Genomic DNA, 22,519 nt, shown 5'->3' on the forward strand with positions numbered 1-22,519 from the left:
TGTTTATCTTTTTATGACACCCTGTTGTCATGTTTATATGTTAAGCGAAAAAGGTCAAAATATCATTTGTCTGATGTTTGTTGTTATTTCACTTTATCTTTAGGACTTATCTCGTACAAATCAGTAATCTTGTTGGCAGTTGGTCGGGTCAATTAATGGTTCTGTATCATGATCTGTACCTCCCAAATAAACTTAGGAGAAAAACAACCATGAGTTCTGCCAAGAAGATCGGGCTATTTGCCTGTACCGGTGTTGTCGCCGGTAATATGATGGGGAGCGGTATTGCATTATTACCTGCGAACCTGGCCAGCATCGGTGGTATTGCCATTTGGGGCTGGGTAATTTCAATTATTGGTGCGATGTCTCTGGCTTATGTTTATGCCCGACTGGCCACTAAAAACCCGCAGCAGGGTGGCCCAATTGCTTACGCAGGAGAAATATCTCCGGCATTCGGTTTCCAGACCGGTGTACTTTATTATCACGCAAACTGGATTGGTAACCTGGCTATCGGGATTACCGCAGTTTCTTATCTGTCTACGTTCTTCCCCATTTTAAATAACCCGGTGCCAGCAGGGATTGCCTGTATTGCCATCGTGTGGATCTTTACTTTCGTTAATATGCTCGGCGGGACCTGGGTCAGCCGTCTGACCACCATTGGTCTGGTGCTGGTGCTTATTCCAGTGGTGATGACCGCGGTCGTCGGCTGGCACTGGTTTGATGTCGCTACCTATCAGGCGAACTGGAACACCTCCAGCACCACCGATAGCCACGCGGTCATTAAAAGTATCCTGCTCTGCCTGTGGGCCTTCGTTGGCGTAGAATCCGCCGCCGTGAGTACCGGGATGGTGAAAAACCCGAAACGTACCGTACCGCTGGCTACCATGCTGGGTACTGCGATGGCCGGTATCGTTTATATCGCCGCGACTCAGGTTATCGCCGGTATGTATCCTGCTTCTCAGATGGCCGCGTCGGGTGCGCCGTTCGCGATTAGCGCCTCTACTATTCTCGGCGGCTGGGCTGCGCCGATGGTATCCGCTTTCACCGCCTTTGCCTGCCTGACTTCTCTGGGCTCGTGGATGATGCTGGTTGGCCAGGCAGGTGTCCGCGCCGCCAACGACGGCAACTTCCCGAAAGTGTATGGCGAAGTTGATAGCAACGGTATCCCGAAAAAAGGCCTGCTGCTGGCTGCGGTGAAAATGACCGCGCTGATGGTACTGATTACCCTGATGAACTCCGCCGGTGGTAAAGCCTCTGACCTGTTCGGCGAACTGACCGGTATCGCGGTACTGCTGACCATGCTGCCTTACTTCTACTCCTGTGTTGACCTGATTCGTTTCGAAGGCATCAACATCCGTAACTTTGTCAGCCTGATTTGTTCGGTACTGGGTTGCGTGTTCTGCTTCATCGCGCTGATGGGCGCAAGCTCCTTCGAACTGGCCGGCACCTTTATCGTTAGCCTGATTATCCTGATGTTCTACGGTCGCAAAATGCACCAGCGCCAGAACAACACATCGGATAGCAACAGCCCCGCTAACGCGCACTAATCAGTAACCCTTTTTCCTGAGGCTCCTTCCATCACCTGTCATAGCGCGACGGGAGGGGCTTTCTACATCTGGAGATTTGACTATGAACGTTATTGCAATCATGAATCACATGGGGGTTTACTTCAAAGAAGAACCCATCCGTGAACTGCATCGTGCTCTCGAACGCCTGGACTTCCGCATTGTCTACCCGAACGACCGTGACGACTTATTAAAACTGATCGAAAACAACTCTCGTCTGTGCGGCGTGATCTTCGACTGGGATAAATACAATCTCGAGCTGTGCGAAGAAATCAGCAAAATGAACGAGTACATGCCGCTGTATGCGTTCGCTAACACCTACTCCACGCTGGACGTTAGCCTGAACGATCTGCGCATGCAGGTTCGCTTCTTCGAATATGCGCTGGGCGCTGCGGAAGATATCGCGAACAAAATCAAACAGAACACTGACGAATATATCGACACCATTCTGCCGCCGCTGACCAAAGCGCTGTTCAAATATGTGCGTGAAGGCAAATACACCTTCTGTACCCCGGGCCACATGGGCGGTACCGCCTTCCAGAAAAGCCCGGTAGGCAGCATCTTCTACGATTTCTTTGGCTCCAACACCATGAAATCCGATATCTCGATTTCGGTTTCTGAACTGGGTTCCCTGCTGGACCACAGCGGCCCGCACAAAGAAGCGGAAGAGTATATCGCTCGCGTATTCAACGCTGAACGCAGCTATATGGTCACCAACGGCACCTCTACCGCCAACAAAATCGTCGGTATGTACTCCGCGCCGGCCGGCAGCACCGTGTTGATTGACCGTAACTGCCACAAATCGCTGACTCACCTGATGATGATGAGCGACATTACGCCGATCTACTTCCGTCCGACCCGTAACGCCTACGGCATCCTCGGCGGTATCCCGCAGAGCGAATTCCAGCACGCGACTATCGCCAAGCGTGTGAAAGAGACGCCGAACGCGACCTGGCCGGTACACGCGGTGATCACCAACTCGACTTACGATGGTCTGCTGTACAACACTGACTTCATCAAGAAAACCCTGGATGTGAAATCCATCCACTTTGACTCCGCGTGGGTGCCTTACACCAACTTCTCGCCGATCTATGAAGGCAAATGCGGGATGAGCGGCGGCCGCGTCGAAGGGAAAGTGATTTACGAAACCCAGTCCACGCACAAACTGCTGGCGGCGTTCTCTCAGGCGTCGATGATCCACGTGAAAGGCGACGTTAACGAAGAGACCTTTAACGAAGCCTACATGATGCACACCACCACCTCTCCGCACTACGGGATCGTGGCGTCCACCGAAACCGCGGCAGCGATGATGAAAGGCAACGCCGGTAAGCGCCTGATCGACGGCTCTATCGAACGTTCCATCAAGTTCCGTAAAGAGATCAAACGTCTGAAAGGCGAGTCTGACGGCTGGTTCTTCGACGTATGGCAGCCGGAACATATCGACGGCCCTGAATGCTGGCCGCTGCGCTCTGACAGCGCATGGCACGGTTTCAAAAACATCGATAACGAACACATGTACCTCGACCCGATCAAAGTCACGCTGCTGACCCCGGGGATGAAGAAAGACGGCACCATGGATGACTTCGGTATTCCGGCAAGCATCGTGGCGAAATATCTCGACGAACACGGCATCGTGGTGGAGAAAACCGGTCCGTACAACCTGCTGTTCCTGTTCAGCATCGGTATCGACAAAACCAAAGCGCTGAGCCTGCTGCGTGCGCTGACCGACTTCAAACGCGCGTTCGACCTGAACCTGCGGGTGAAAAACATGCTGCCGTCGCTGTACCGTGAAGATCCTGAATTCTATGAGAACATGCGTATTCAGGACCTGGCGCAGAACATTCACAAACTGATTGAGCACCACAACCTGCCGGACCTGATGTTCCGCGCCTTCGAAGTGCTGCCATCGATGGTGATGACCCCGTATGCCGCGTTCCAGAAAGAGCTGCACGGTCAGACGGAAGAAGTGTACCTCGAAGAGATGGTCGGCCGCGTCAACGCCAACATGATCCTTCCGTATCCTCCGGGAGTGCCGCTGGTGATGCCGGGTGAAATGATCACCGAAGAGAGCCGTCCGGTGCTGGAGTTCCTGCAGATGCTGTGCGAAATCGGCGCCCACTACCCGGGCTTCGAAACAGATATCCACGGCGCCTATCGTCAGGCGGATGGTCGTTACACCGTTAAAGTGCTGAAAGAAGAGAATAACAAGTAATAGACGCACACCAGGGAAGTGGCTTGCCACTTCCCTTTTTCACGCTGCAAGGAGAACACATGAAAACACCCTCACAGCCGCGCGCGATTTACTACATCGTTGCGATCCAGATCTGGGAGTACTTCAGCTTTTACGGCATGCGCGCCTTACTCATCCTCTACCTCACCCACCAGCTTGGCTTCGACGACAGCCACGCCATCAGCCTGTTCAGCGCTTACGCATCTCTGGTTTACGTTACCCCTATTCTCGGCGGCTGGCTTGCCGACCGCCTGGTTGGCAACCGCACGGCGGTGATTGCCGGGGCGCTGTTGATGACTCTCGGCCACGTGGTGCTGGGCGTTGAGTCGACCTCCGCATGGAGCCTGTACGTCGCGCTGGCGATCATTATCTGCGGCTATGGCCTGTTCAAATCCAATATCAGCTGCCTGCTTGGCGAACTCTACGCCCACGACGATCCGCGTCGCGACGGCGGCTTTTCGCTGCTGTACGCCGCCGGCAATGTCGGCTCCATCGCCGCGCCCATCGCCTGCGGGCTGGCGGCCCAGTGGTACGGCTGGCATATCGGCTTCGCCCTGGCGGGAATCGGTATGTTCATCGGACTGATGATTTTCTTAAGCGGCAGCCGCCATTTCCGGCATACCCGCGGCGTCGATAAACCGGCTCTGCGGGCGGTGAAATTCGTGCTGCCGACCTGGGGCTGGCTGCTGGTGATGCTGTGCCTTGCGCCGGTGTTCTTCACACTGCTACTGCAAAACAACTGGTCCGGCTATCTGCTGGCGATCGTCTGCTTGTTTGCCGCCCAGATGGTGGCGCGGATCATGATCAAAGCGCCCGAACATCGTCGCGCGCTATGGCAGATCGTCCTGCTGATGCTTGCCGGGACGCTGTTCTGGGTGCTGGCTCAGCAAGGCGGGAGCTCGATTAGCCTGTTTATCGACCACTTTGTTAACCGCCGCCTGCTGAACTGGGAGGTGCCGACGGCGCTGTTCCAGTCGGTTAATGCGGTGGCGGTGATGGCGGCCGGCGTGGTACTGGCGTGGCTGATGCGCCCGGAAGGCAGCGTACGTTCGGTGTTGCGCGTCTGGTTGAAATTCGCTTTCGGCCTGCTGCTGATGGGCGGCGGCTTTATGCTGCTGGCGCTTAATGCCCGCCACGGCGCCGCTGACGGTCAGGCCTCGATGGGCATGATGGTCGCCGGGCTGGCGATGATGGGCTTTGCCGAACTGTTTATCGACCCGGTGGCGATGGCGCAAATCACCCGTCTGAACATGCCCGGCGTCACTGGGGTGTTGACCGGGATCTACATGCTGGCCACCGGCGCGGTGGCCAACTGGCTGGCGGGCGTGGTCGCCCAGCAGACCACCGAATCGCAAATCAGCGATACGGCGATTGCCGCCTATCAGCATTTTTTCTCGCAGATGGGCGAATGGACCCTCGGCTGCGTGGCGGTGATGGTAATTATCGCCTTTGCCGCAGCCTGTAGCGTCGGCAAACGCCGCGCGGCGGCTGGCGAACTTCCCGGCGGCGGCGCCTGATGCGCGTCCCGGCGGGTGTAACCGCCTCCGCCGGGCTATCGGCCAGCGCGATTTATCGCCCCGGTAAGCGCAGCGCGACCGGGGGTATCCCATCAACAGCGGAGCGCAAAGCCGCTCCTTGCACAGCGTAGTGAACAGGAGGAGGATATTCTGGCAGGCGCGGAAGCCAACGATAAAAAATACCGTTAGTGAAGGCATAGCTGAGTGAGATCAGCTTGAAGTGAAGCCAGATTCGTTACTCTTGTTCTTCGGTGTAAAGCCGGAGACAGGCCGCGCGGAAGGGTGACCTGGTTCAATTTATCGAAGCTAGTTTGAAAGCAAGGTTATGAGGAACCCATATGTCTGAACAACAAGCACAAGGTGCCGATGAGGCCATTGACCTTAATAATGAACTGAAAACTCGTCGCGAAAAACTGGCTGCGCTGCGTGAGCAGGGCGTAGCTTTCCCCAACGATTTCCGTCGCGATCATACCTCTGACCAATTGCACGCTGAATTCGATGCGAAGGATAACGATGAACTCGCTTCCCTGAACGTTGAAGTTGCGGTGGCCGGCCGGATGATGACCCGCCGCGTGATGGGCAAAGCCTCCTTCGTCACCCTCCAGGACGTCGGCGGCCGTATCCAGCTGTACGTGGCCCGCGATGACCTGCCGGAAGGCGTCTACAACGAACAGTTTAAGAAATGGGATCTCGGCGACATCATCGCCGCCCGCGGCAAGCTGTTCAAAACGCAAACCGGCGAACTCTCCATCCACTGCACCGAGCTGCGCCTGCTGACCAAAGCCCTGCGCCCGCTGCCGGATAAATTCCACGGCCTGCAGGATCAGGAAGTCCGCTATCGCCAGCGCTATCTGGATCTGATCGCTAACGAAGAGTCGCGCCATACGTTCCGCATCCGCTCGCAGATCCTCGCGACCATGCGTCAGTTCATGGTGGCCCGCGGCTTTATGGAAGTGGAAACCCCGATGATGCAGGTGATCCCTGGCGGCGCGTCCGCCCGTCCGTTTATCACTCATCACAACGCGCTCGATCTCGATATGTACCTGCGCATCGCGCCGGAACTGTATCTGAAACGTCTGGTGGTCGGCGGTTTCGAACGCGTGTTTGAAATCAACCGTAACTTCCGCAACGAAGGGATCTCGGTACGTCATAACCCAGAGTTCACCATGATGGAACTGTACATGGCGTACGCGGACTACAAAGACCTGATCGAACTGACCGAGTCGCTGTTCCGCACCCTGGCGCAGACGGTTCTGGGCAAAACCGAGGTGCCGTATGGCGACCAGGTTTTTGACTTCGGCAAGCCGTTTGAAAAACTGACCATGCGCGAGGCGATCAAAAAACATCGTCCGGAAACCAACATGGCGGATCTGGATAACTTCGACGCGGCGAAAGCGCTGGCGGAATCTCTCGGCATTCAGGTAGAGAAAAGCTGGGGTCTGGGGCGCATCGTCACCGAAATCTTCGATGAAGTGGCGGAAGCGCACCTCATCCAGCCGACCTTTATCACTGAATATCCAGCGGAAGTTTCCCCGCTGGCGCGCCGCAACGACGTGAACCCGGAAATCACCGACCGCTTCGAGTTCTTCATCGGCGGCCGCGAAATCGGTAACGGTTTCAGCGAGCTGAACGATGCGGAAGATCAGGCGCAGCGTTTCCAGGATCAGGTCAACGCCAAAGCGGCGGGCGATGACGAAGCGATGTTCTATGACGAAGACTACGTCACCGCGCTGGAGTACGGCCTGCCGCCGACCGCCGGTCTGGGCATCGGTATCGACCGCATGGTGATGCTGTTTACCAACAGCCATACCATCCGCGACGTAATCCTCTTCCCGGCCATGCGTCCGCAGAAGTAATCTGTTGCACTCCCTCCCGGCCCGCGCCGGGAGGTCTCCCCGCATGAGTCACATCACATTGCTTGCCTGGCCGGACGAACCGGTCACCGCAGTCTATCGGCATGGTGTGCCCACGCTGGGGAGCAGGGAGTTTACTCTATTTTTTGCAACGTGCCGCGCTGGCTGCCGTTTGTCCAGTTGCCGTTAAAGGCGTCGTTGAGAGTAAAGGTTGAGTTTTTCACCCGGAAAGTCAACTTACCCTGGCTCGCTTTCGCGTCCTCCACCAGATGACCATGAGTTTTCACCGTTTTAGCGGTGACGGTAATCTCATCAATTTTATCGCCATATTCAGTATAAACATACCAGGTGCCCAGCCAGGGGCCGAAGCCGCTGCTGGCCTGCTGCGCGGCGGCGGCATTCTCGGCTTTGGTTTTATGAATATCGCAGGTGGTCCCGTCGGTCATCTGCGTACATCCGGAGCGTTCAAGCTGCTCCCGGTATTTCGCGCTAATGGCGTGGGCCGGCGCGGCGGCGACCAGCGCCAGGGTGAGGGTGGTGAAAAGCCAGATCTTATTCATCTTATTGTTTCTCATTGCGATAGCGGCGCGCATTGTCATAAAGGTTGATACACATTGGTGTATTCTCCGGGGGCGTCAGAATAAATATAACCGCAGCCATTCCTGACAAATAATGAGCAGAAAGGCGAAGAGTTATTTATTTGTAAAAACATCATTACCCTGATTTTATTTATCACCGTATCTTCCCGCTGCTTGTCATATTATTGCAGAGAGAATGTTAAGTAATTGATGTTTTAAAAGCGATTATTTGTCACTTACGCAAATAACAGCAGGCCAGGCCTGGGCGCAGGGCTAAAGCCCGCGCTGGTGCGGTATTGAGTTTTTTTCATATTGCTATCATCATATTTCGAATGAAAGGGATAACCTCTGAAACGGGTTATTAAGCCAGTAATTTTTATCTGCAAAATAAGCCTGCAGCAAGCATTATTTCCATTAATTTTTCAGGGCTACTGGCGACAACGGATATTCCGCCCGCGGCAATGATGGATTTCCATCATTTCTCCGTTTTCATCGCTGGTCGTCGCCTGCTTATAGTGACGGCACACCAGACGACTGGCTGAAAAGGAGATAAACATGGCGACAGAGCACCTGCAGTGGGGCATTAGCCCCCTGTGCTGGACCAACGATGTGCTGGAGGATTTAGGCGGCGATATCCCTCTCGACACCTGTCTGCGCGAGGCGCGGGAGGCGGGATTTCAGGGCATTGAGTTAGGGCGCAAGTTTCCCCGCCAAACGGAGACGCTGGGGCCTCTGCTGGCGGCGGCTGACCTGCGGCTGGCGTCCGGCTGGTACAGCGGCTTACTGGCTGACCGCAGCGTGGAAGCGGAGCTGGAGGCGGTGCGGGGCCACGCGCAGCTCCTCCAGCAGCTCGGCGCCAGGGTCATGGTCTATGGCGAGTGCGGGCAACTGCCCGGTGAAACGCCGCTTGATGAGCCGATCTCGCTCTCACCGCCGTTAAGCCGCGTCAGTCTGACGGCGTATTGCCATAAGCTGAATACCTTTGCCGACCTGCTGCTGCGGGACTACGGTCTGCGGCTGGCCTATCACCATCACCTGATGATGCTGGTGGAGCACGACGACGAGCTGGAGCGGTTTCTGTCACAGACCCATGACAACGTCGGGCTGGCGTTTGATACCGGACACGCCTTCGTCGCCGGGGTCGATATCCCGCGCGTGCTGGAAAAATATGGTCACCGTATACGCCATCTGCATCTGAAAGACGTCCGTCCGCAGGTGCTGGGGCGCCTGTATCGCGAAAACCTGAGCTTTAACGAGGCGGTGCGCGCCGGGCTGTTTACCATCCCAGGCGACGGCTGCATCGACTATGCGCCGATCCTCGACTTTGCCCGCGACAGCGACTACCGCGGCTGGCTGATTATCGAAGCCGAGCAGGACCCGGCGATGGCGCCGCCGTTGGCCACCGCCCGCCGCGCCTTCGCCTGGCTGGCACACCATTTCTCGTCCCCTTCATCATCAGAGGAGCACGCATCATGAGCGCGCGGTTAAATATTGGTCTCATCGGCTCCGGTTTTATGGGCCAGGCGCACGCCGACGCTTACCGTCGCGCGGCCATGTTCTATCCCGATCTGCCGAAGCGCCCCTATCTTTACGCGCTGGCGGATCAGGATCAGGCGCTGGCCGAACGTCATGCGGTGAAGCTGGGGGCGGAGAAGGCTTACGGTGACTGGCGCGAACTGGTGAACGATCCGCTGGTGGACGTGGTGGATATTACCTCGCCGAACCATCTGCACTACACGATGGCGATGGCTGCGATCGCGGCGGGTAAACATGTCTATTGCGAGAAGCCGCTGGCGGTTAACGAGCAGCAGGCGCAGGAGATGGCGCAGGCGGCCCGGCGCGCGGGGGTGAAGACCATGGTGGCCTTTAACAACATCAAAACCCCGGCGGCGCTGCTGGCAAAGCAGATTATCGCCCGGGGCGATATTGGCGAACCGGTGCGCTTTCGCGGCACCTTTGATCAGGGGTTTTATAACGACCCGAACCTGCCCTGGTCCTGGCGCTGCTCGAAAACCCTCGGCGGCAGCGGGGCGCTTGGCGACCTCGGCGCCCATACCCTGTCCGTCGCCCAGTTTTTGATGGGCGGGATCCGTGAAGTGACCGCCAGCGCGCAAACCTGTCTGCGCCAGCGTCCGGTACCGCAGACCGATGCCGGGTATGCCAGCCGGGTCGCGGCCGATGCCGAGTGGCGGGAAGTGGAAAATGACGATCAGGTTCAGTGTCTGGTCAATTTCGACAGCGGCGCCGCGGGGGTGATTGAGGCCTCGCGCATCGCCGCCGGGCGCATCTTCGGCGTGTTCTGGGAGGTCTCCGGCACCGAAGGCACGCTGTATATGGACGGGGAGCGCTTTAACGAACTGCAGGTCTATCGCTTCCGCGATGACAAACACGACCGCGGCTTTAAAACGCTGTATGCCGGGAGCCAGATCCCGGCCTATGCCGGCTTCTTCGGCTTCGATTTTGGCGGCGGCGGGCTGGGCTATTTTGACGTCAAGGTGATTGAAGTACATGACCTGGTGCAGGGGATTTGCGGGGACGACGACTGCTATCCCAGCTTTGAATTTGGTTTACAGAATCAGCGCGTGCTGTCGGCGATTGAAGCCTCAATGGTCAGCCGTCGCTGGGTTAACGTGGTTAAGGATTAAGGAGCCGCTATGTTTCCCTCACAATTACCGACCCCGCGCCGCCCGGCGGCGCAGAGCATTCCCTCCCTGCGCTGGGGCATCATCGGTCCAGGCTGGATCGCCGAGCGTTTTGTGCACTCATTGAAAACCCAGAGCCGGCAGCAGGTGGTGGCCGTTGCCTCCCGCAGCCAGGCGAAGGCCGACCGGGTAGCCGCGGAATGGGGGATCCCCCAGGCTTACGGCCATGTGGCGGAGATGCTGGCGCGTCCGGATATTGATGCGGTGTATATTGCGACGCCGCACAACCATCACTTTCCCGACGGCATGCAGGCGCTGAAGGCGGGCAAACACGTGCTGATTGAGAAGCCCTTCGCGCTCAACCTTGGCGAAGGACGTGAACTGCAGGCCGAAGCCGCCCGCCAGGGAAAACTGGCGCTGGAGGCGATGTGGTGCGATTACGCGCCGAAGTATGATGTGATCCGCCAGCTGCTGGAGGATGGGGTGCTCGGCGACCTGCATACCCTGCTGGCCGATCACGGCGAGTATTTTACTACCGACCACCGCATCTTTAATGCCGACCTTGCCGGCGGGCCGATGATGGATCTCGGCAGCTATCTGACCTCGTTTGCGCTAATGGTGGGCGGTATGCCGCAGGAGATAGTCGCCCGCGGCAGCGCGACGGCAGAGGGGCTTAACGGTCAGACGTCGATGCTGTTCAGCTGGCGGAACGGGATGCAGGGGCTGTTAAACACGACGTTGTTCAGCAACACGCCGGGCGGGGCGGTGGTGGCCGGACGCCAGGCGACCCTGACGATCGACGGTCAGTTTTACGCCCCCGGCGGGTTCACCCTCGCTGCCAGCCAGGGCGGGCAGGCGCTGCGCTGGGAAGAGCCGCGCAATCGCTACGACCAGCTGTTCTGGCAGGCGGAGCATTTTGCCTGGTGCGTCGGTCAGGGGCTGCAGGACTCGCCGCTGCGGCCGCTCAGTCGGGTGCTGCAGAATCTGCAGGTGATGGATGAGGTGCGGCGCCAGGTGGGCGCGGTGTTTAACGAAGAACGCTAAGGGGCCGGCCGGGCTTTGGTTTGCAGGCAGCGCGCGCGTGTCCGCCATTGCCCGGCACCGGGACGCGCACGGTGCCGGCTGTCCTGGCCCGGCGGCGCTGCGCTTGCGCGGGCCTGGGATGTCACTGCAACTATTTGATATGGATGATTATCATGGCCCCCCAGACCGGGCAAGGCGTCGCCGCCGCCCGGCATACAAACGGCTCCGCGTCGGCCGTCCTTGCCCGGCGGCGCGGCGCTTGCGCGGGCCTGGGATATCTATGCAACCGTTTGATATTAAAGCGGATTAATGCCTGTGCTATGTAGGCCGGGCAAGGCATCGTCGCCGCCCGGCATAAAGGCAGGTTCAGAGCCTGATAGCTGGTGCCACGCAACCCCTCATCGACAGTCGTCGACGGCGACAAACTGGCCGCGCTGCAGAGACTGAACGGCCGCTTCGGCAATCGCCTGCGCCTGCAGGCCGTCCACCAGGCCGGGCAGGTCGGCCACGGTTTCGCCATTCAGAGCGCGGATAAAGGCGTCAAGATGCTGGTAATAAGATCCTTGCACCCGGCTGAACCAGTCCGGCCACAGGCCTGGCTCAATGCGCTGATTGCCGCGCCACAGGGTAGGGCCCACCGGCGACTGGCTGCCGGACTCCAGCGCGCCCTCTGCGCCCAGCAGGGTGATCCGTTCATCATACCCGTGGCCGGTGCGGCGGGTGTTGTCCAGCTGCGCCAGCGCGCCGCCGCGCATCTGCATCATCAGGATGGAGGTGTCAACATCGCCAAATTCGGCGATTTCCGGCAGGGCCAGCGCCGCGCCCATCGCCGCCACGGTATGCACTTCATCGCCGGTGAGAAAGCGCAGAAGGTCGAAGAAGTGAATCGCCTGATCGCGCATCTGACCGCCGGAGCTGCGCAGATAGTCGAGCGGCGGCATGCTGGAGGCGCGGCAGACCATCTGCACCAGCTCCACCCGACCGATCGCGCCCTGCTCCAGCTGGCGGCGGAGCTGCTGATGGCTGCTGTCGAAGCGCCGGTTAAAGCCGACGGTGACCGGCACGTTCAGGGGAAGCACCCGCTCCACCACCTCGCGGGCGCGCGCCAGGGAGAGGTCGATCGGTTTTTCGCAATAGACCGCCTTGCCCGCCCGGGCGGCGGCTTCCAGCAGTTCGGCATGCGACGGGGTCGAGCTGGCGATCAGCACAGCGTCGATGGCGTCGCTACGGAGAGCCTCGCTCACCGTCACCGCCCGGGCGCCATAGCGGGCGGCCAGCGCCTGGGCGCGCTCCGGCGCGACATCGGCTACCATCGTCAACTCGCTCCCGTCATGACGGGCGAGGCTGGCGGCATGAACCTGACCGATAAAACCACTGCCTACCAGGGCAAAACGTTTGCAATTCATTATTTTTCTCCAGAATGGCGAAGGGACGGTGCCACCATAATCGGTTTGCTAAACTCACTGACACTGCCGTTTTGATGTATTTCCATCATTGAAGAGAGGGGCGATGAAAAACATGTCACTTGCGATGCTGGCCAGACAGATTGGCGTCGGCGTGGCCACTGTGGACCGGGTGCTGAACGAACGCGGCGGCGTATCGCCGCAGACCACGCGCAAAGTGCTGCAGGCGGCGCGGGAGGCGGGGCTGAAGCGGATCCTGCCGGAGGAGCACCGCTTTCCGTGGCAGATTGAGCTCTTTCTCAGCAGCAATGACTCGTTCTTTTTTCCGCAGCTGGCGCAGGATTTCGCCGCCGTCGCGGATAGCCTCGGCTATCGCCGTCTGACCCTGCACCGCACCTTTGTCCCGGAGTCGCAGCCGGCGACCCTGGCCCGGCGCATTATGCGCAGCTGCCAGCAGCGTCAGGGGATCATCGTCTTCGGCAATGACCACCCTGTGGTGCATGACGCGCTGCGCCGCTGCCGGGAAGCGGGCGTCCCCGTCATCACCCTCGCGACGGATCTGCCCGGCGCCGACCGGCTCTGCCACGTCGGGATCAATCAGCTGCAGGCTGGCCGCACCGCGGGGTTAATGATGGGGAGAATGACGCCGCGGCCCGGGGAGGTGCTGATGGTGAGCGGCCGGGAGGATTACAGCGCGCATCGCCTGCGCATCCAGGGGTTTCGCGAGGTGCTGAGCCAGCGCTTTCCCCACCTGCAGCTTAATGAGGTGCTGGCGGGCGAGGAGCGGCGGGAGCAGATCACCCGCCTGCTGGAGCAGGCTCTGTGCCGCAGCCGGCATATTGTCGGGATCTATAACACCGGGCTTGGCAATACTCAGATTGCCGAGGCGCTGGCTCGCCACCGCCGCGAAAGCGACGTCTGTTGGATCACCCATGAGCGCTACAATACCACCCGCCAGCAGCTGGCCCGGGGCAGCCTGGCGTTAACGCTCGATCAGAACACCCGCCAGCACGCCCAGCTGGCGATCGACCTGATGCTGCGCCATCTGGAGTCCGGCTATCAGCCGCAAACCTATGCCGACGGGAAAGTCGACTTTATCCTCTACAGCGCCGAGAACGTGGACTAAGGCGTGCGGCGCCTCCCTTCCTGACAACACGGATTTCCCCGGCGGGTAAATGCCAACCCCGCCGGGGGCGATCGCTTTAAAGCGTTGTCTGCCTCTCATTTTTCGCTCATTTATGCAGCAATGTTAGATGTCTGTCAAAATTCTGTTACTGCATGGTTTTAAAATTTTCATTTCAGTTATTTACTTATAAAAGTTTCAAATGTCTTGTTAATGAAATAAATGGTCTGGAATTCACGGTGTGGCATAAATGGACTGATGTTTCAAAAAAGTGATGATAAAACAGCCATTATTTGTGATTCCGATCACGGCGAAATGCGGAAAACCCCGCAGCGCCGTCGCCGTCACAACAGACATTTGTCGCAACCTGACTGAAATTAATTTTTCATTTTGTTTCATTCACCGGCGTACCTACAAAATCAAGGATCAACTATGAATATTAAGAAAACGATTGTTGCCTCTTTGTTAGCCTGCATGCTGCCTGCGGTGGTTATGGCAAAAGATGTCTCCATTGGCGTCTCGATGGCGCTGTTTGACGATAACTTCCTGACGATCCTGCGTACCTCGATGCAAAAAGAGATGAAAAAAGATGGGGTGAAATCGCAGATCGAGGACGCGAAAGGGGATGTCTCCCAGCAGCTGCAGCAGGTGCAGAACTTTATCGGCCAGGGGGTGGACGCCATTATCGTTAACCCGGTGGATACCAATGCGGTGAAACCGATCATGGATCAGGCCACCAAGGCCGGGATCCCGCTGGTATTTGTGAACCGTCGCCCGCAGGCGGAGCTGACCGACAAGATGGCCTATGTGGGGTCGGACTCGATTCTCGCCGGCCGTCTGCAGATGGAAGCGCTGGCGAAAGCGATGAACGGTAAGGGCAATGTGGCGATCCTGCTCGGCGACCTGGCGAATGAATCCACTCGCGACCGCACCAAAGGGGTGGAAGAGGTTGTCGCCAAATACCCGAACATCAAAATCGTGCAGAAGCAGACCGCGAAATTCACCCGCAATGACGCCGTGGACGTGGTCAGCAACTGGATGACCAGCGGCGAGGATATCCAGGCCATCGCCTCCAACAACGATGAAATGGCGATCGGCGCCCTGCAGGCGCTGGGTAAAAACCCGAACCATATTCTTATCGCCGGCGTGGATGGCACCCCGGATGCGCTGCAGATGCTGAAGAGCGGCAAGATGATCGCCACCATCTTCCAGGATGCGAAAGGCCAGGGTGAGGGCGCCGTAGACGCGGCCATCAAGCTGGCGAACGGTGAGAAAGTGGAGAAAATCATCGACGTGCCGTATCAGCTGATCACCAAAGAGAACATGGCTGAATTTACCAATCGTAATCAGAAATAATCCTGGCCAACCTGTGGTACGGAGGTGGATGTATGAACGCTTTTGCCCTTGAAGCCGAAGGTATCAGTAAGTTCTTCCCCGGCGTGAAGGCGCTCGATAATGTCTCATTACGCGTGCGCCCGGGAACGGTGCACGCCCTGATGGGTGAGAACGGCGCCGGTAAATCCACGCTGATGAAGTGCCTGATCGGTATCTATCGCCCGGATAAAGGATCGATTCGCGTGAAAGGGGAGCCAGTGGAGTTTACCGACACCATGGATGCGCTGCGCTCGGGGATATCGATGATCCACCAGGAGCTGAATCTGGTGCCGCATATGACGGTGGCGGAGAATATCTGGCTGGGGCGCGAGCCGATGAAGTACGGCTTTGTCGACCACGGCCAGCTGACCCGCCAGACCCAGGCGCTGCTGGATAAGCTGAATATTCGCTTAACCGCCGACCGGCTGGTGGGCGACCTGAGCATCGCCGCCCAGCAGATGGTGGAGATTGCCAAAGCGGTCTCATGGAACGCGGATATTGTGATCATGGATGAGCCCACTTCGGCGCTGACCGAAGGCGAGGTAGCTCACCTGTTCACCATCATCCGCGACCTGCGGGCCCAGGGCAAAGCGATCATCTATATCAGCCATAAAATGGATGAGATCTTCGCTATCACCGATGAGATCAGCGTCTTTCGCGATGGGACCTGGGTGGGGAGCAAAAACACCACCGAATTTACCCGCCAGTCGCTGATCACCCAGATGGTGGGCCGCGAATTAACCCAGCTGTTCCCGAAATTTAATAACACCATCGGCGAAGAGGTGCTGACCGTGCGCAATCTGACGCGCCAGGGCGTGTTCCATGATGTCAGCTTTACCGTGCGTCGCGGCGAGATCCTCGGCGTGGCCGGGCTGGTGGGCGCCGGGCGCAGCGAGGTGATGGAAAGCCTGTTTGGCATGGAACGCTTCGACAGCGGCGAAGTGCTGATCGACGGGGCGCCGGTGACCATTGATTCCCCCTCCGTGGCGATTGAAAAGGGAATGGCGTTATTAACCGAAGACCGTAAAAAGTCGGGCCTGTTTCTGGTGCTGTCGGTGCTGGAAAATATGAGTATCGTCAAAATGCCGGAATATATCGGCAAGAGCGGTTTTGTCCAGCACGTGAAAATGGCCGAAGACTGCATGGAGCAAATCCGTCGGCTCAATATTAAAACGCCGACGATGGATCAAATTATTAATAACCTGAGCGGGGGGAATCAGCAAAAAGTTCTGATTGCGCGCTGGCTGTTAGCGCAACCGAAAATCTTAATTCTCGATGAGCCGACCCGCGGCATCGACGTCGGGGCGAAGGCGGAAATTTATCATCTTATCAGTGAACTGGCGAACCGGGGGGTGGCGGTCATTATGGTCTCCTCTGAGCTGCCGGAAATCCTTGGCATGAGTGACCGGGTCATGGTGATGCATGAAGGCCGTATCACCGGCATCCTGGAAAAAGACGAAGCCGACCAGGAAACCATTTTGTCGTTGGCATCCCATTGAGGCACAGAGAATGAGTAATATGAAATTAACGGCGGCTCCGGCCAGCGAGGGTTCCTCCTTCTTCGCTAATTTGCGGCATAAAATGCCGAAAGATACCGGCATCTTTGTGGTGATGCTGGTGATTGCCCTGACCTTTGAAATCGCCGGCTGGTATGTTCGCGACCAGTCGTTCCTGCTCAATACCAACCGCCTGGTGCTGATTGTGCTGCAGGTGGCGATCATCGGCATCATCGCCGTCGGCGTCACCCAGGTGATCATCACCACCGGGATTGACCTCTCCTCCGGCTCGGTTATCGCCCTCGCGGCGGTGGTGGCGGCGAGCCTGGCGCAAACCTCCGACAGCCTGTCGCCAATGTTCCCGGCGCTGGTCAACCTGCCGGCGGTGATCCCGATTTGCGCGGGGATCGGCGTCGGCCTGCTGTGTGGGCTGACCAACGGTTTCCTGGTGACGCGAACCGGCATCCCGCCATTTATCGCCACCCTCGGGATGATGGTCTCGGCGCGCGGTCTGGCGCAGTATTACACCCAGGGCAATCCGATAAGCTTCCTCTCCGACAGTTTTACGGCGATAGGCCAGGGGGCGATGCCGGTGATCATCTTCTTCGTGATTGCCGCAGTGTTTCACATTGCGCTGAAGCATACCCGGTATGGCAAATATGTGTATGCCATCGGCGGCAACATGACCTCGGCCAAAGTGTCCGGCATCAACGTGAATAAATACCTGGTGATCGTCTACACCATCGCCGGGGCGCTCTCCGGGCTGGCTGGGGTAGTGCTGGCGGCGCGCGTCAGCAGTGGCCAGTCGAGCATGGGGATGTCCTACGAGCTGGACGCGATTGCCGCGGCGGTGATCGGCGGCAGCAGCTTAATGGGCGGGGTGGGGCGCATTACTGGCACCCTGATTGGCGCGATGATCCTTGGCCTGATCAAGAGCGGCTTTACCTTTGTCGGCGTCGATGCCTACGTGCAGGATATTATTAAAGGGATCATTATCGTCGCGGCGGTGACCATCGACATGCGCCGCAACCGGAAAAAACGCTAATCTTATCAACTGGCGGCAACGGCGAAGCGCGTCGTTGCCGCCAGCCCTGTCCAGAAATAAACAAAATACGTCCCGCCAGGCGCCGGCTGTCTATTTTTCCCGCGCTGCGCATCCTGTACAGTTTCGCGACTTTTGTTGTCCATTCGCCAGGGGGCCACGCCTTGCCCCCTGTTTCTGGAGTCGTATGAATACACCATCCTTAATCAAATCCTCGCCGCTCTCGCGACCGGGGAGAAAGGGCATTATCGTCAGCCTGCTGGCGGGACTGGCGATCCTGATCCTCAGTCGGGGCGTGAACCTGCCGGCCAGAGAGGTTTACCGTGAGATGCATACCCGGCAGCTGGAGGAGGATGCGCGGTGGGTGGCGGAACGCCTTGAACAGCGGATGAACACCCCCGCTCCGCAGCGGGAAGCGACCTGGCCGCTGGCGGTGATGCGCGCCGATCTGCATACCCTGGCCCGGCAGCGGCATTATCGGCTACTGCTGGTGAATGGCGACGGGCATCTGCTGGCGGCATCGCATGCGCTGCCGGCCAGCGTGCTGGCCCAGGTGCAGGCACAGTTCCCGCGGGAGATGCAGCCGCCGCTGTTCGGCAGCCATTACCAGACCATTCAGCCCTTCGCCCCGCATCAGCGGATGTTAAGCCGGGCGCTGAACGGCAATGCCGGCCTGGCGGGCTGGAATCTCGTGATGCTGGCGCCGGATGATGGATTGCCCTCGCTGCTGATGGCTTACCGCTGGCAGGTAACAATTGGCCTCGGCGTGGTGCTCGCCAGCGTGCTGCTGACGCTGAGGCAGGCGGCGCGCGCCCGGCGAAAACGCTAATCGCCGCCGGCGCCGTCAGGCATGGCGAAACTGCAGGGTAGCGGGCAGATAGCGCTGGAGCGGCTCCGGCGCCTGGCCGTCGATCAGCTGGCTGAGCAGATCGTAGCAGTGCCAGGCCAGCTGGCGATTATCCTGCTGCACGGTATCAATGCGCAGGGAAAGTGAATCGTACAGATAGTGATCGTCGAAGCTGGCGAGATGAATATTGGAGTCCAACAGATGGTGCTGGCTCATATAGCGCAGGACCCCTTCCAGCAGGCCGCAGGCCGCGGTGAACAGCGCCTTCGGCGGCCGTCCCAGCCGCGCGCAGAGCGCGGCGAACATCTCGTAGCCGGAGCTGGGGTGATAGTTGCCGTTGATCACCCATTCGGGACGCAGCGTAACCCCCGCCTGAGCCAGGCCCTGGGTGAATCCCGCCAGCCGGTCGCGCGAAGGCGATAGCCGCGGCTGGCCGCCGAGAAACCAGAACTCGTCCGCATGCTGAGGGGCGATGCGGGAGATCAGTTCGGCCGTTGGGGTGACCGAGTCAGTCATCACCAGCGGCAGGGCGCTGTCGCTGGGGGAGCGGTCAAACAGCACCACCGGCAGCTGTTCGCTGAGCTTCAGGTAGTCGGCATCGCTGTGCATGCACGAGGCGACGATCAGGCCGTCGACCTGGCGGGCAATCATGTTATTGACCACCACGCTCTCCTGGCCGGGGTTTTCGTCGGTGCAGGAGATAAGCAGCTGCACGCCGGCTTCCCGGCAGAGCGTCTCAAGCTCATGGGAGAAAACGGCAAACCCGTAGTTGGTGATTTCCGGCACCACCAGGCCAATGGTATGGCTGCGGTTATCACGCAGCGAGCGCGCGTGAATGCTCGGCTGATAGTGCTGCTCGCGGGCGATCGCCAGCACGCGCTCGCGCGTCTCCTGCGCCACGCGCAGCTCTTTGCCACGACCGTTGAGTACCAGGCTGGCGGTCGCTTTGGAGACGCCCGCCAGTTCGGCGATATCTTTGATAGTTACGCGTTTGGTTTTCATCAGCACCCGGGAGCCTGAAAGCAAAACGCTTATTCTACCATGCATGGCCGCAGCAGCCAGCGGCAGAATGCCACCGGCGTCGCACCGCTGAAGATGAGCTGCCCCGGATAGCCCGGGAAGAAGCGGCTGCTCATTACCCCTTCGCCATCGTTGATGAAAATTTCCACACTGGAGCGGTCGATAAAGATCTGCAGCCGCCGCGCCTCGCCGCGCCAGTAGCGATGATGCATCTCCGCCGTCTGCAGGCCGCGGCGCGACAGGCGCAGGCCGTCGCGGTTGACGGTGAGCTGCAGGGCGCCGGCAAAATCCAGCCCCAGCGTGCTGTTGGGGGCGATGTCAAAGGCCAGCTCCATCGGGGCGAGGGGCAGGGTCTGCCCGCGCCAGCCCTGGGCTTCCCCGCGCAGGGCGGTCAGTTCGCGCAGCGGACGCTGATACAGGGCACCCGACTGCCACTCCAGTTCGCGCACGCAGGTCATCTGGTGGATCCATCCCTGCGCGCGGGTGGGCTGATGCATCTCTTCCCCGTCCGGGACGCCCATCCAGCCGACCAGCAGGCGGCGGCCATCTTCGGCCAGCATGGTCTGCGGCGCGTAGAACTCAAAGCCGCTGTCCAGCTCGTGCAGCGGGCCATGGTCGAAGGCGCCGCGTTCGGCGTCGAAACGGCCTGCCATCCACACCGCAGGATAGGTATTGAGAAAACGCTGAGCTTCGCGGGCCAGCCCCTGCGGGCAGCAGATCAGCAGGTGGGTGTCCGCCAGCGGAAACAGGTCCGGGCACTCCCACATGTAGCCACCGTTCGCCAGGCCGTTAACGTCATGCCCGGCTATCTCGCCCACCAGGCGCCAATCCCGCAGATCGCTGGCGGTAAACAGCAGCACTTTGCCGCGCTGTTGCACATCCTGCGCCCCGAGGACCATGTACCAGCGCCCGTCCTGGCGCCACACCTTAGGGTCACGTACATGGCCGGTATAGCCTTCCGGCAGCGGCAGTACCGGCCCCAGCTTGCTGAAGGTGCCATCGGCATTTTCCGTCGCCAGACATTGCCAGGCGGTGCGCCCGCCGTCGGGGAACTTCACGTTGCCGGTGTAGCACAGGGTCAGGGTACCCTCGCACTCGACTGCACTGCCGGAGTAGCAGCCGTTGCGGTCATACTCTTCATCCGGCATCAGGGCGATAGGTTCGTGCCGCCAGTGCAGCAGGTCGGCTGAGCTCCAGTGTCCCCAGCACTTATAGGTGTGGTCGCAGGCGAGCGGGTTCCACTGATAAAACAGGTGATAACGCCCGGCGACCTGGCAAAAGCCGTTGGGATCGTTCAGCAGTCCGCTGACCGGCGCCAGATGCCATTGCGGGTAATGGTCGTCGGCCAGCGCCTGCGGCTGGCCCTGCATAACGGCCTGCAGGATCGCAGGCAGGCGTGACGGTAATGACATTATTCAGCGTCCGTTTTGTATTTCAGCGTCAGAGAGAGTACGAATGCCACGGCGAAGGCGATCGCCATCCCGATAATGTAGTTCAGCAGCGAACTGGCCTGCACGATGGCCATTCCCGGGATCGCCGTCAGGCCCACCGCGGTCATGTAGACGTGCATCGACACCACCCAGGCGCCGCCGGCGGCACCGCCCACCAGTGCGGCGATGAACGGTTTCACAAAGCGCAGGTTAATCCCGAAGATCGCCGCCTCGGTGATCCCCAGCATCGCCGAAAACGCCGACGGCAAGGTAATGGCTTTGATTTTGGCATCTTTGGTTTTAAACCACACGGCAAAGCAGGCGCCGCCCTGAGCGACGTTGGCCATCGCCCAGATAGGCAGCAGGAAGTTGACGCCGATTGACGGATTGCCGAGCAGACCCGCCTCAATGGCATGGAAGCTGTGGTGGATACCGGTAATGACGATCACCGAATAGAGGCCGCCGAACAGCAGGCCCGCCAGCCAGCCGGCATGGCTGATAAGCGTGCTGAGGATAAACGAAATGCCGTCGCCGAGCGCACGGCCGGCCGGGCCGATCAGCAGCAGGGCGATAAAGCCAGAGATAATCACCGTCAGGAACGGCGTGAGGATCAGATCCAGCGCGTCAGGAATAACCCGGCGCAGCCGTTTTTCGACAAGGCTCATAAACCACACCGCCAGCAGCACCGGGAAGACCGTGCCCTGATAGCCGATCATCGCCACTTCGATGCCGAAGAAATTCATGGTGTGGAAGCCGGCGGCGACGCCCCAGGCGTTGGTCAACGCCGGGTGGGTGAGGATCCCGCCGAGGGTCGCGCCCAGATAAGGGTTGCCGCCAAATTCGCGGGCGGCGGTAAAGCCGATCAGGATCGGCAGAATAATAAACGCCGCCGAGCTGCACATATCCAGCATGATATAGATAGCGTTGCCCGGGTCGACCCAGCCGTAGGTTTTCACCATCCCCAGCAGGCCCATCAGCAGGCCGGAGGCGACGATGGCGGGAATAATCGGCACGAAGATGTTGGACAGCAGGCGGGCAATGCGCTGGAACGGGTTCAGCTTTTTCGCCGCCAGGTCGGCGGCTTCGGATTTGCTCGATTCGCTGATGCCCGCCGCCTGGATAAAGGCAGCATAGACTTTATTGACCACCCCGGTGCCGAAGATGATCTGCATCTGTCCGGCATTACGAAAGCAGCCTTTCACGCCGTCGATTTTGCCAATCGCCTGCTGGTCGGCGAGCGCGTCGTCGACCAGCACCAGCCGCAGCCGGGTGGCGCAGTGCGCGGCGCTGGCGATATTTTCCTTGCCGCCCAGCAGGGGAAGCAGTGAGCGGGAAATCTGTTCAAAATCCATAGTACCCTCTGAATGCATGATGATATG

General features: G+C 59.1%; 16 protein-coding genes and 1 pseudogene. 12 read left to right on the plus strand and 5 right to left on the minus strand.

Annotated elements, in window-relative coordinates:
• Nucleotides 1-209 precede the first annotated feature (209 nt).
• From cadB to lysS, 4 genes are all read left to right on the plus strand, one after another.
• Complete coding sequence (gene cadB, locus ACQUTP_RS09405; protein WP_004202389.1) at nt 210-1,544, plus strand: cadaverine/lysine antiporter; 1,335 nt, start codon at nt 210-212, stop codon at nt 1,542-1,544.
• A gap of 82 nt (nt 1,545-1,626) precedes the next feature.
• On the plus strand, nt 1,627-3,774 hold the full coding sequence (cadA, locus tag ACQUTP_RS09410) for a lysine decarboxylase CadA (RefSeq protein ID WP_002892486.1): 2,148 nt from the start codon (nt 1,627-1,629) through the stop codon (nt 3,772-3,774).
• 59 nt (nt 3,775-3,833) lie between these two features.
• Nucleotides 3,834-5,309: a dipeptide permease DtpD gene (dtpD, locus tag ACQUTP_RS09415; RefSeq protein ID WP_428902406.1), complete on the plus strand. Its 1,476-nt coding sequence runs from the start codon at nt 3,834-3,836 to the stop codon at nt 5,307-5,309.
• A gap of 338 nt (nt 5,310-5,647) precedes the next feature.
• A complete protein-coding gene (gene lysS, locus ACQUTP_RS09420) occupies nt 5,648-7,165 on the plus strand; it encodes a lysine--tRNA ligase (protein ID WP_004202393.1) in 1,518 nt (505 codons plus the stop codon).
• A 131-nt stretch (nt 7,166-7,296) separates the two neighbouring features.
• Here lysS and ACQUTP_RS09425 read toward each other — a convergent pair whose 3' ends face one another.
• A complete protein-coding gene (locus tag ACQUTP_RS09425) occupies nt 7,297-7,722 on the minus strand; it encodes a hypothetical protein (protein ID WP_043521403.1) in 426 nt (141 codons plus the stop codon).
• 573 nt (nt 7,723-8,295) lie between these two features.
• Here ACQUTP_RS09425 and iolE point away from each other — a divergent pair.
• Genes iolE through ACQUTP_RS09440 form a run of 3 tightly spaced genes read left to right on the plus strand, consistent with a single transcriptional unit; the run spans nt 8,296 to nt 11,426 of the window.
• Nucleotides 8,296-9,216, plus strand: coding sequence for a myo-inosose-2 dehydratase (gene iolE / locus ACQUTP_RS09430; protein ID WP_004202396.1), 921 nt, complete (start codon nt 8,296-8,298; stop codon nt 9,214-9,216).
• Nucleotides 9,213-10,385, plus strand: coding sequence for a Gfo/Idh/MocA family protein (locus tag ACQUTP_RS09435; protein WP_004202397.1), 1,173 nt, complete (start codon nt 9,213-9,215; stop codon nt 10,383-10,385). Before iolE ends, ACQUTP_RS09435 begins: the two co-directional genes overlap by 4 nt.
• 9 nt (nt 10,386-10,394) lie before the next feature.
• Complete coding sequence (locus tag ACQUTP_RS09440; protein WP_023319879.1) at nt 10,395-11,426, plus strand: Gfo/Idh/MocA family protein; 1,032 nt, start codon at nt 10,395-10,397, stop codon at nt 11,424-11,426.
• A 377-nt stretch (nt 11,427-11,803) separates the two neighbouring features.
• On the opposite strand, the gene ACQUTP_RS09445 is transcribed toward ACQUTP_RS09440, so the two are convergent.
• Entirely contained in the window at nt 11,804-12,811 is a 1,008-nt protein-coding gene (locus ACQUTP_RS09445; protein ID WP_004202399.1) for a Gfo/Idh/MocA family oxidoreductase, read from the minus strand.
• A 103-nt stretch (nt 12,812-12,914) separates the two neighbouring features.
• On the opposite strand from ACQUTP_RS09445, the gene ACQUTP_RS09450 reads away from it, so the two are divergent.
• From ACQUTP_RS09450 to ACQUTP_RS09470, 5 genes and pseudogenes are all read left to right on the plus strand, one after another.
• Entirely contained in the window at nt 12,915-13,934 is a 1,020-nt protein-coding gene (locus tag ACQUTP_RS09450) for a LacI family DNA-binding transcriptional regulator (RefSeq protein ID WP_004202400.1), read from the plus strand.
• Nucleotides 13,935-14,363: 429 nt separating this feature from the next.
• Nucleotides 14,364-15,287, plus strand: a complete 924-nt coding sequence (locus ACQUTP_RS09455) for a sugar ABC transporter substrate-binding protein (protein WP_002892597.1) — start codon at nt 14,364-14,366, stop codon at nt 15,285-15,287.
• A 32-nt stretch (nt 15,288-15,319) separates the two neighbouring features.
• A complete protein-coding gene (locus tag ACQUTP_RS09460) occupies nt 15,320-16,804 on the plus strand; it encodes a sugar ABC transporter ATP-binding protein (protein WP_004202401.1) in 1,485 nt (494 codons plus the stop codon).
• A gap of 19 nt (nt 16,805-16,823) precedes the next feature.
• Nucleotides 16,824-17,846: an ABC transporter permease gene (locus ACQUTP_RS09465; protein WP_025999105.1), complete on the plus strand. Its 1,023-nt coding sequence runs from the start codon at nt 16,824-16,826 to the stop codon at nt 17,844-17,846.
• Between the two features lie 184 nt (nt 17,847-18,030).
• Nucleotides 18,031-18,634 (plus strand): annotated as a pseudogene (locus ACQUTP_RS09470) (hypothetical protein).
• Between the two features lie 53 nt (nt 18,635-18,687).
• Here the strand turns inward: ACQUTP_RS09470 and ACQUTP_RS09475 are convergent.
• Genes ACQUTP_RS09475 through ACQUTP_RS09485 form a run of 3 tightly spaced genes read right to left on the minus strand, consistent with a single transcriptional unit; the run spans nt 18,688 to nt 22,492 of the window.
• The gene (locus ACQUTP_RS09475) at nt 18,688-19,698 is read right to left on the minus strand and encodes a LacI family DNA-binding transcriptional regulator (protein WP_017898803.1); all 1,011 of its coding nucleotides are present in this window, start codon (nt 19,696-19,698) and stop codon (nt 18,688-18,690) included.
• A gap of 23 nt (nt 19,699-19,721) precedes the next feature.
• Nucleotides 19,722-21,122: a sucrose-6-phosphate hydrolase gene (locus tag ACQUTP_RS09480; protein ID WP_205425942.1), complete on the minus strand. Its 1,401-nt coding sequence runs from the start codon at nt 21,120-21,122 to the stop codon at nt 19,722-19,724.
• Nucleotides 21,122-22,492, minus strand: coding sequence for a sucrose-specific PTS transporter subunit IIBC (locus tag ACQUTP_RS09485; RefSeq protein ID WP_004202407.1), 1,371 nt, complete (start codon nt 22,490-22,492; stop codon nt 21,122-21,124). Before ACQUTP_RS09485 ends, ACQUTP_RS09480 begins: the two co-directional genes overlap by 1 nt.
• Nucleotides 22,493-22,519 lie beyond the last annotated feature (27 nt).

The sequence above is a fragment of the Klebsiella sp. 2-CIP_Kleb. genome (assembly GCF_050378715.1).
In the GTDB taxonomy this organism is placed as follows: domain Bacteria; phylum Pseudomonadota; class Gammaproteobacteria; order Enterobacterales; family Enterobacteriaceae; genus Klebsiella; species Klebsiella quasipneumoniae.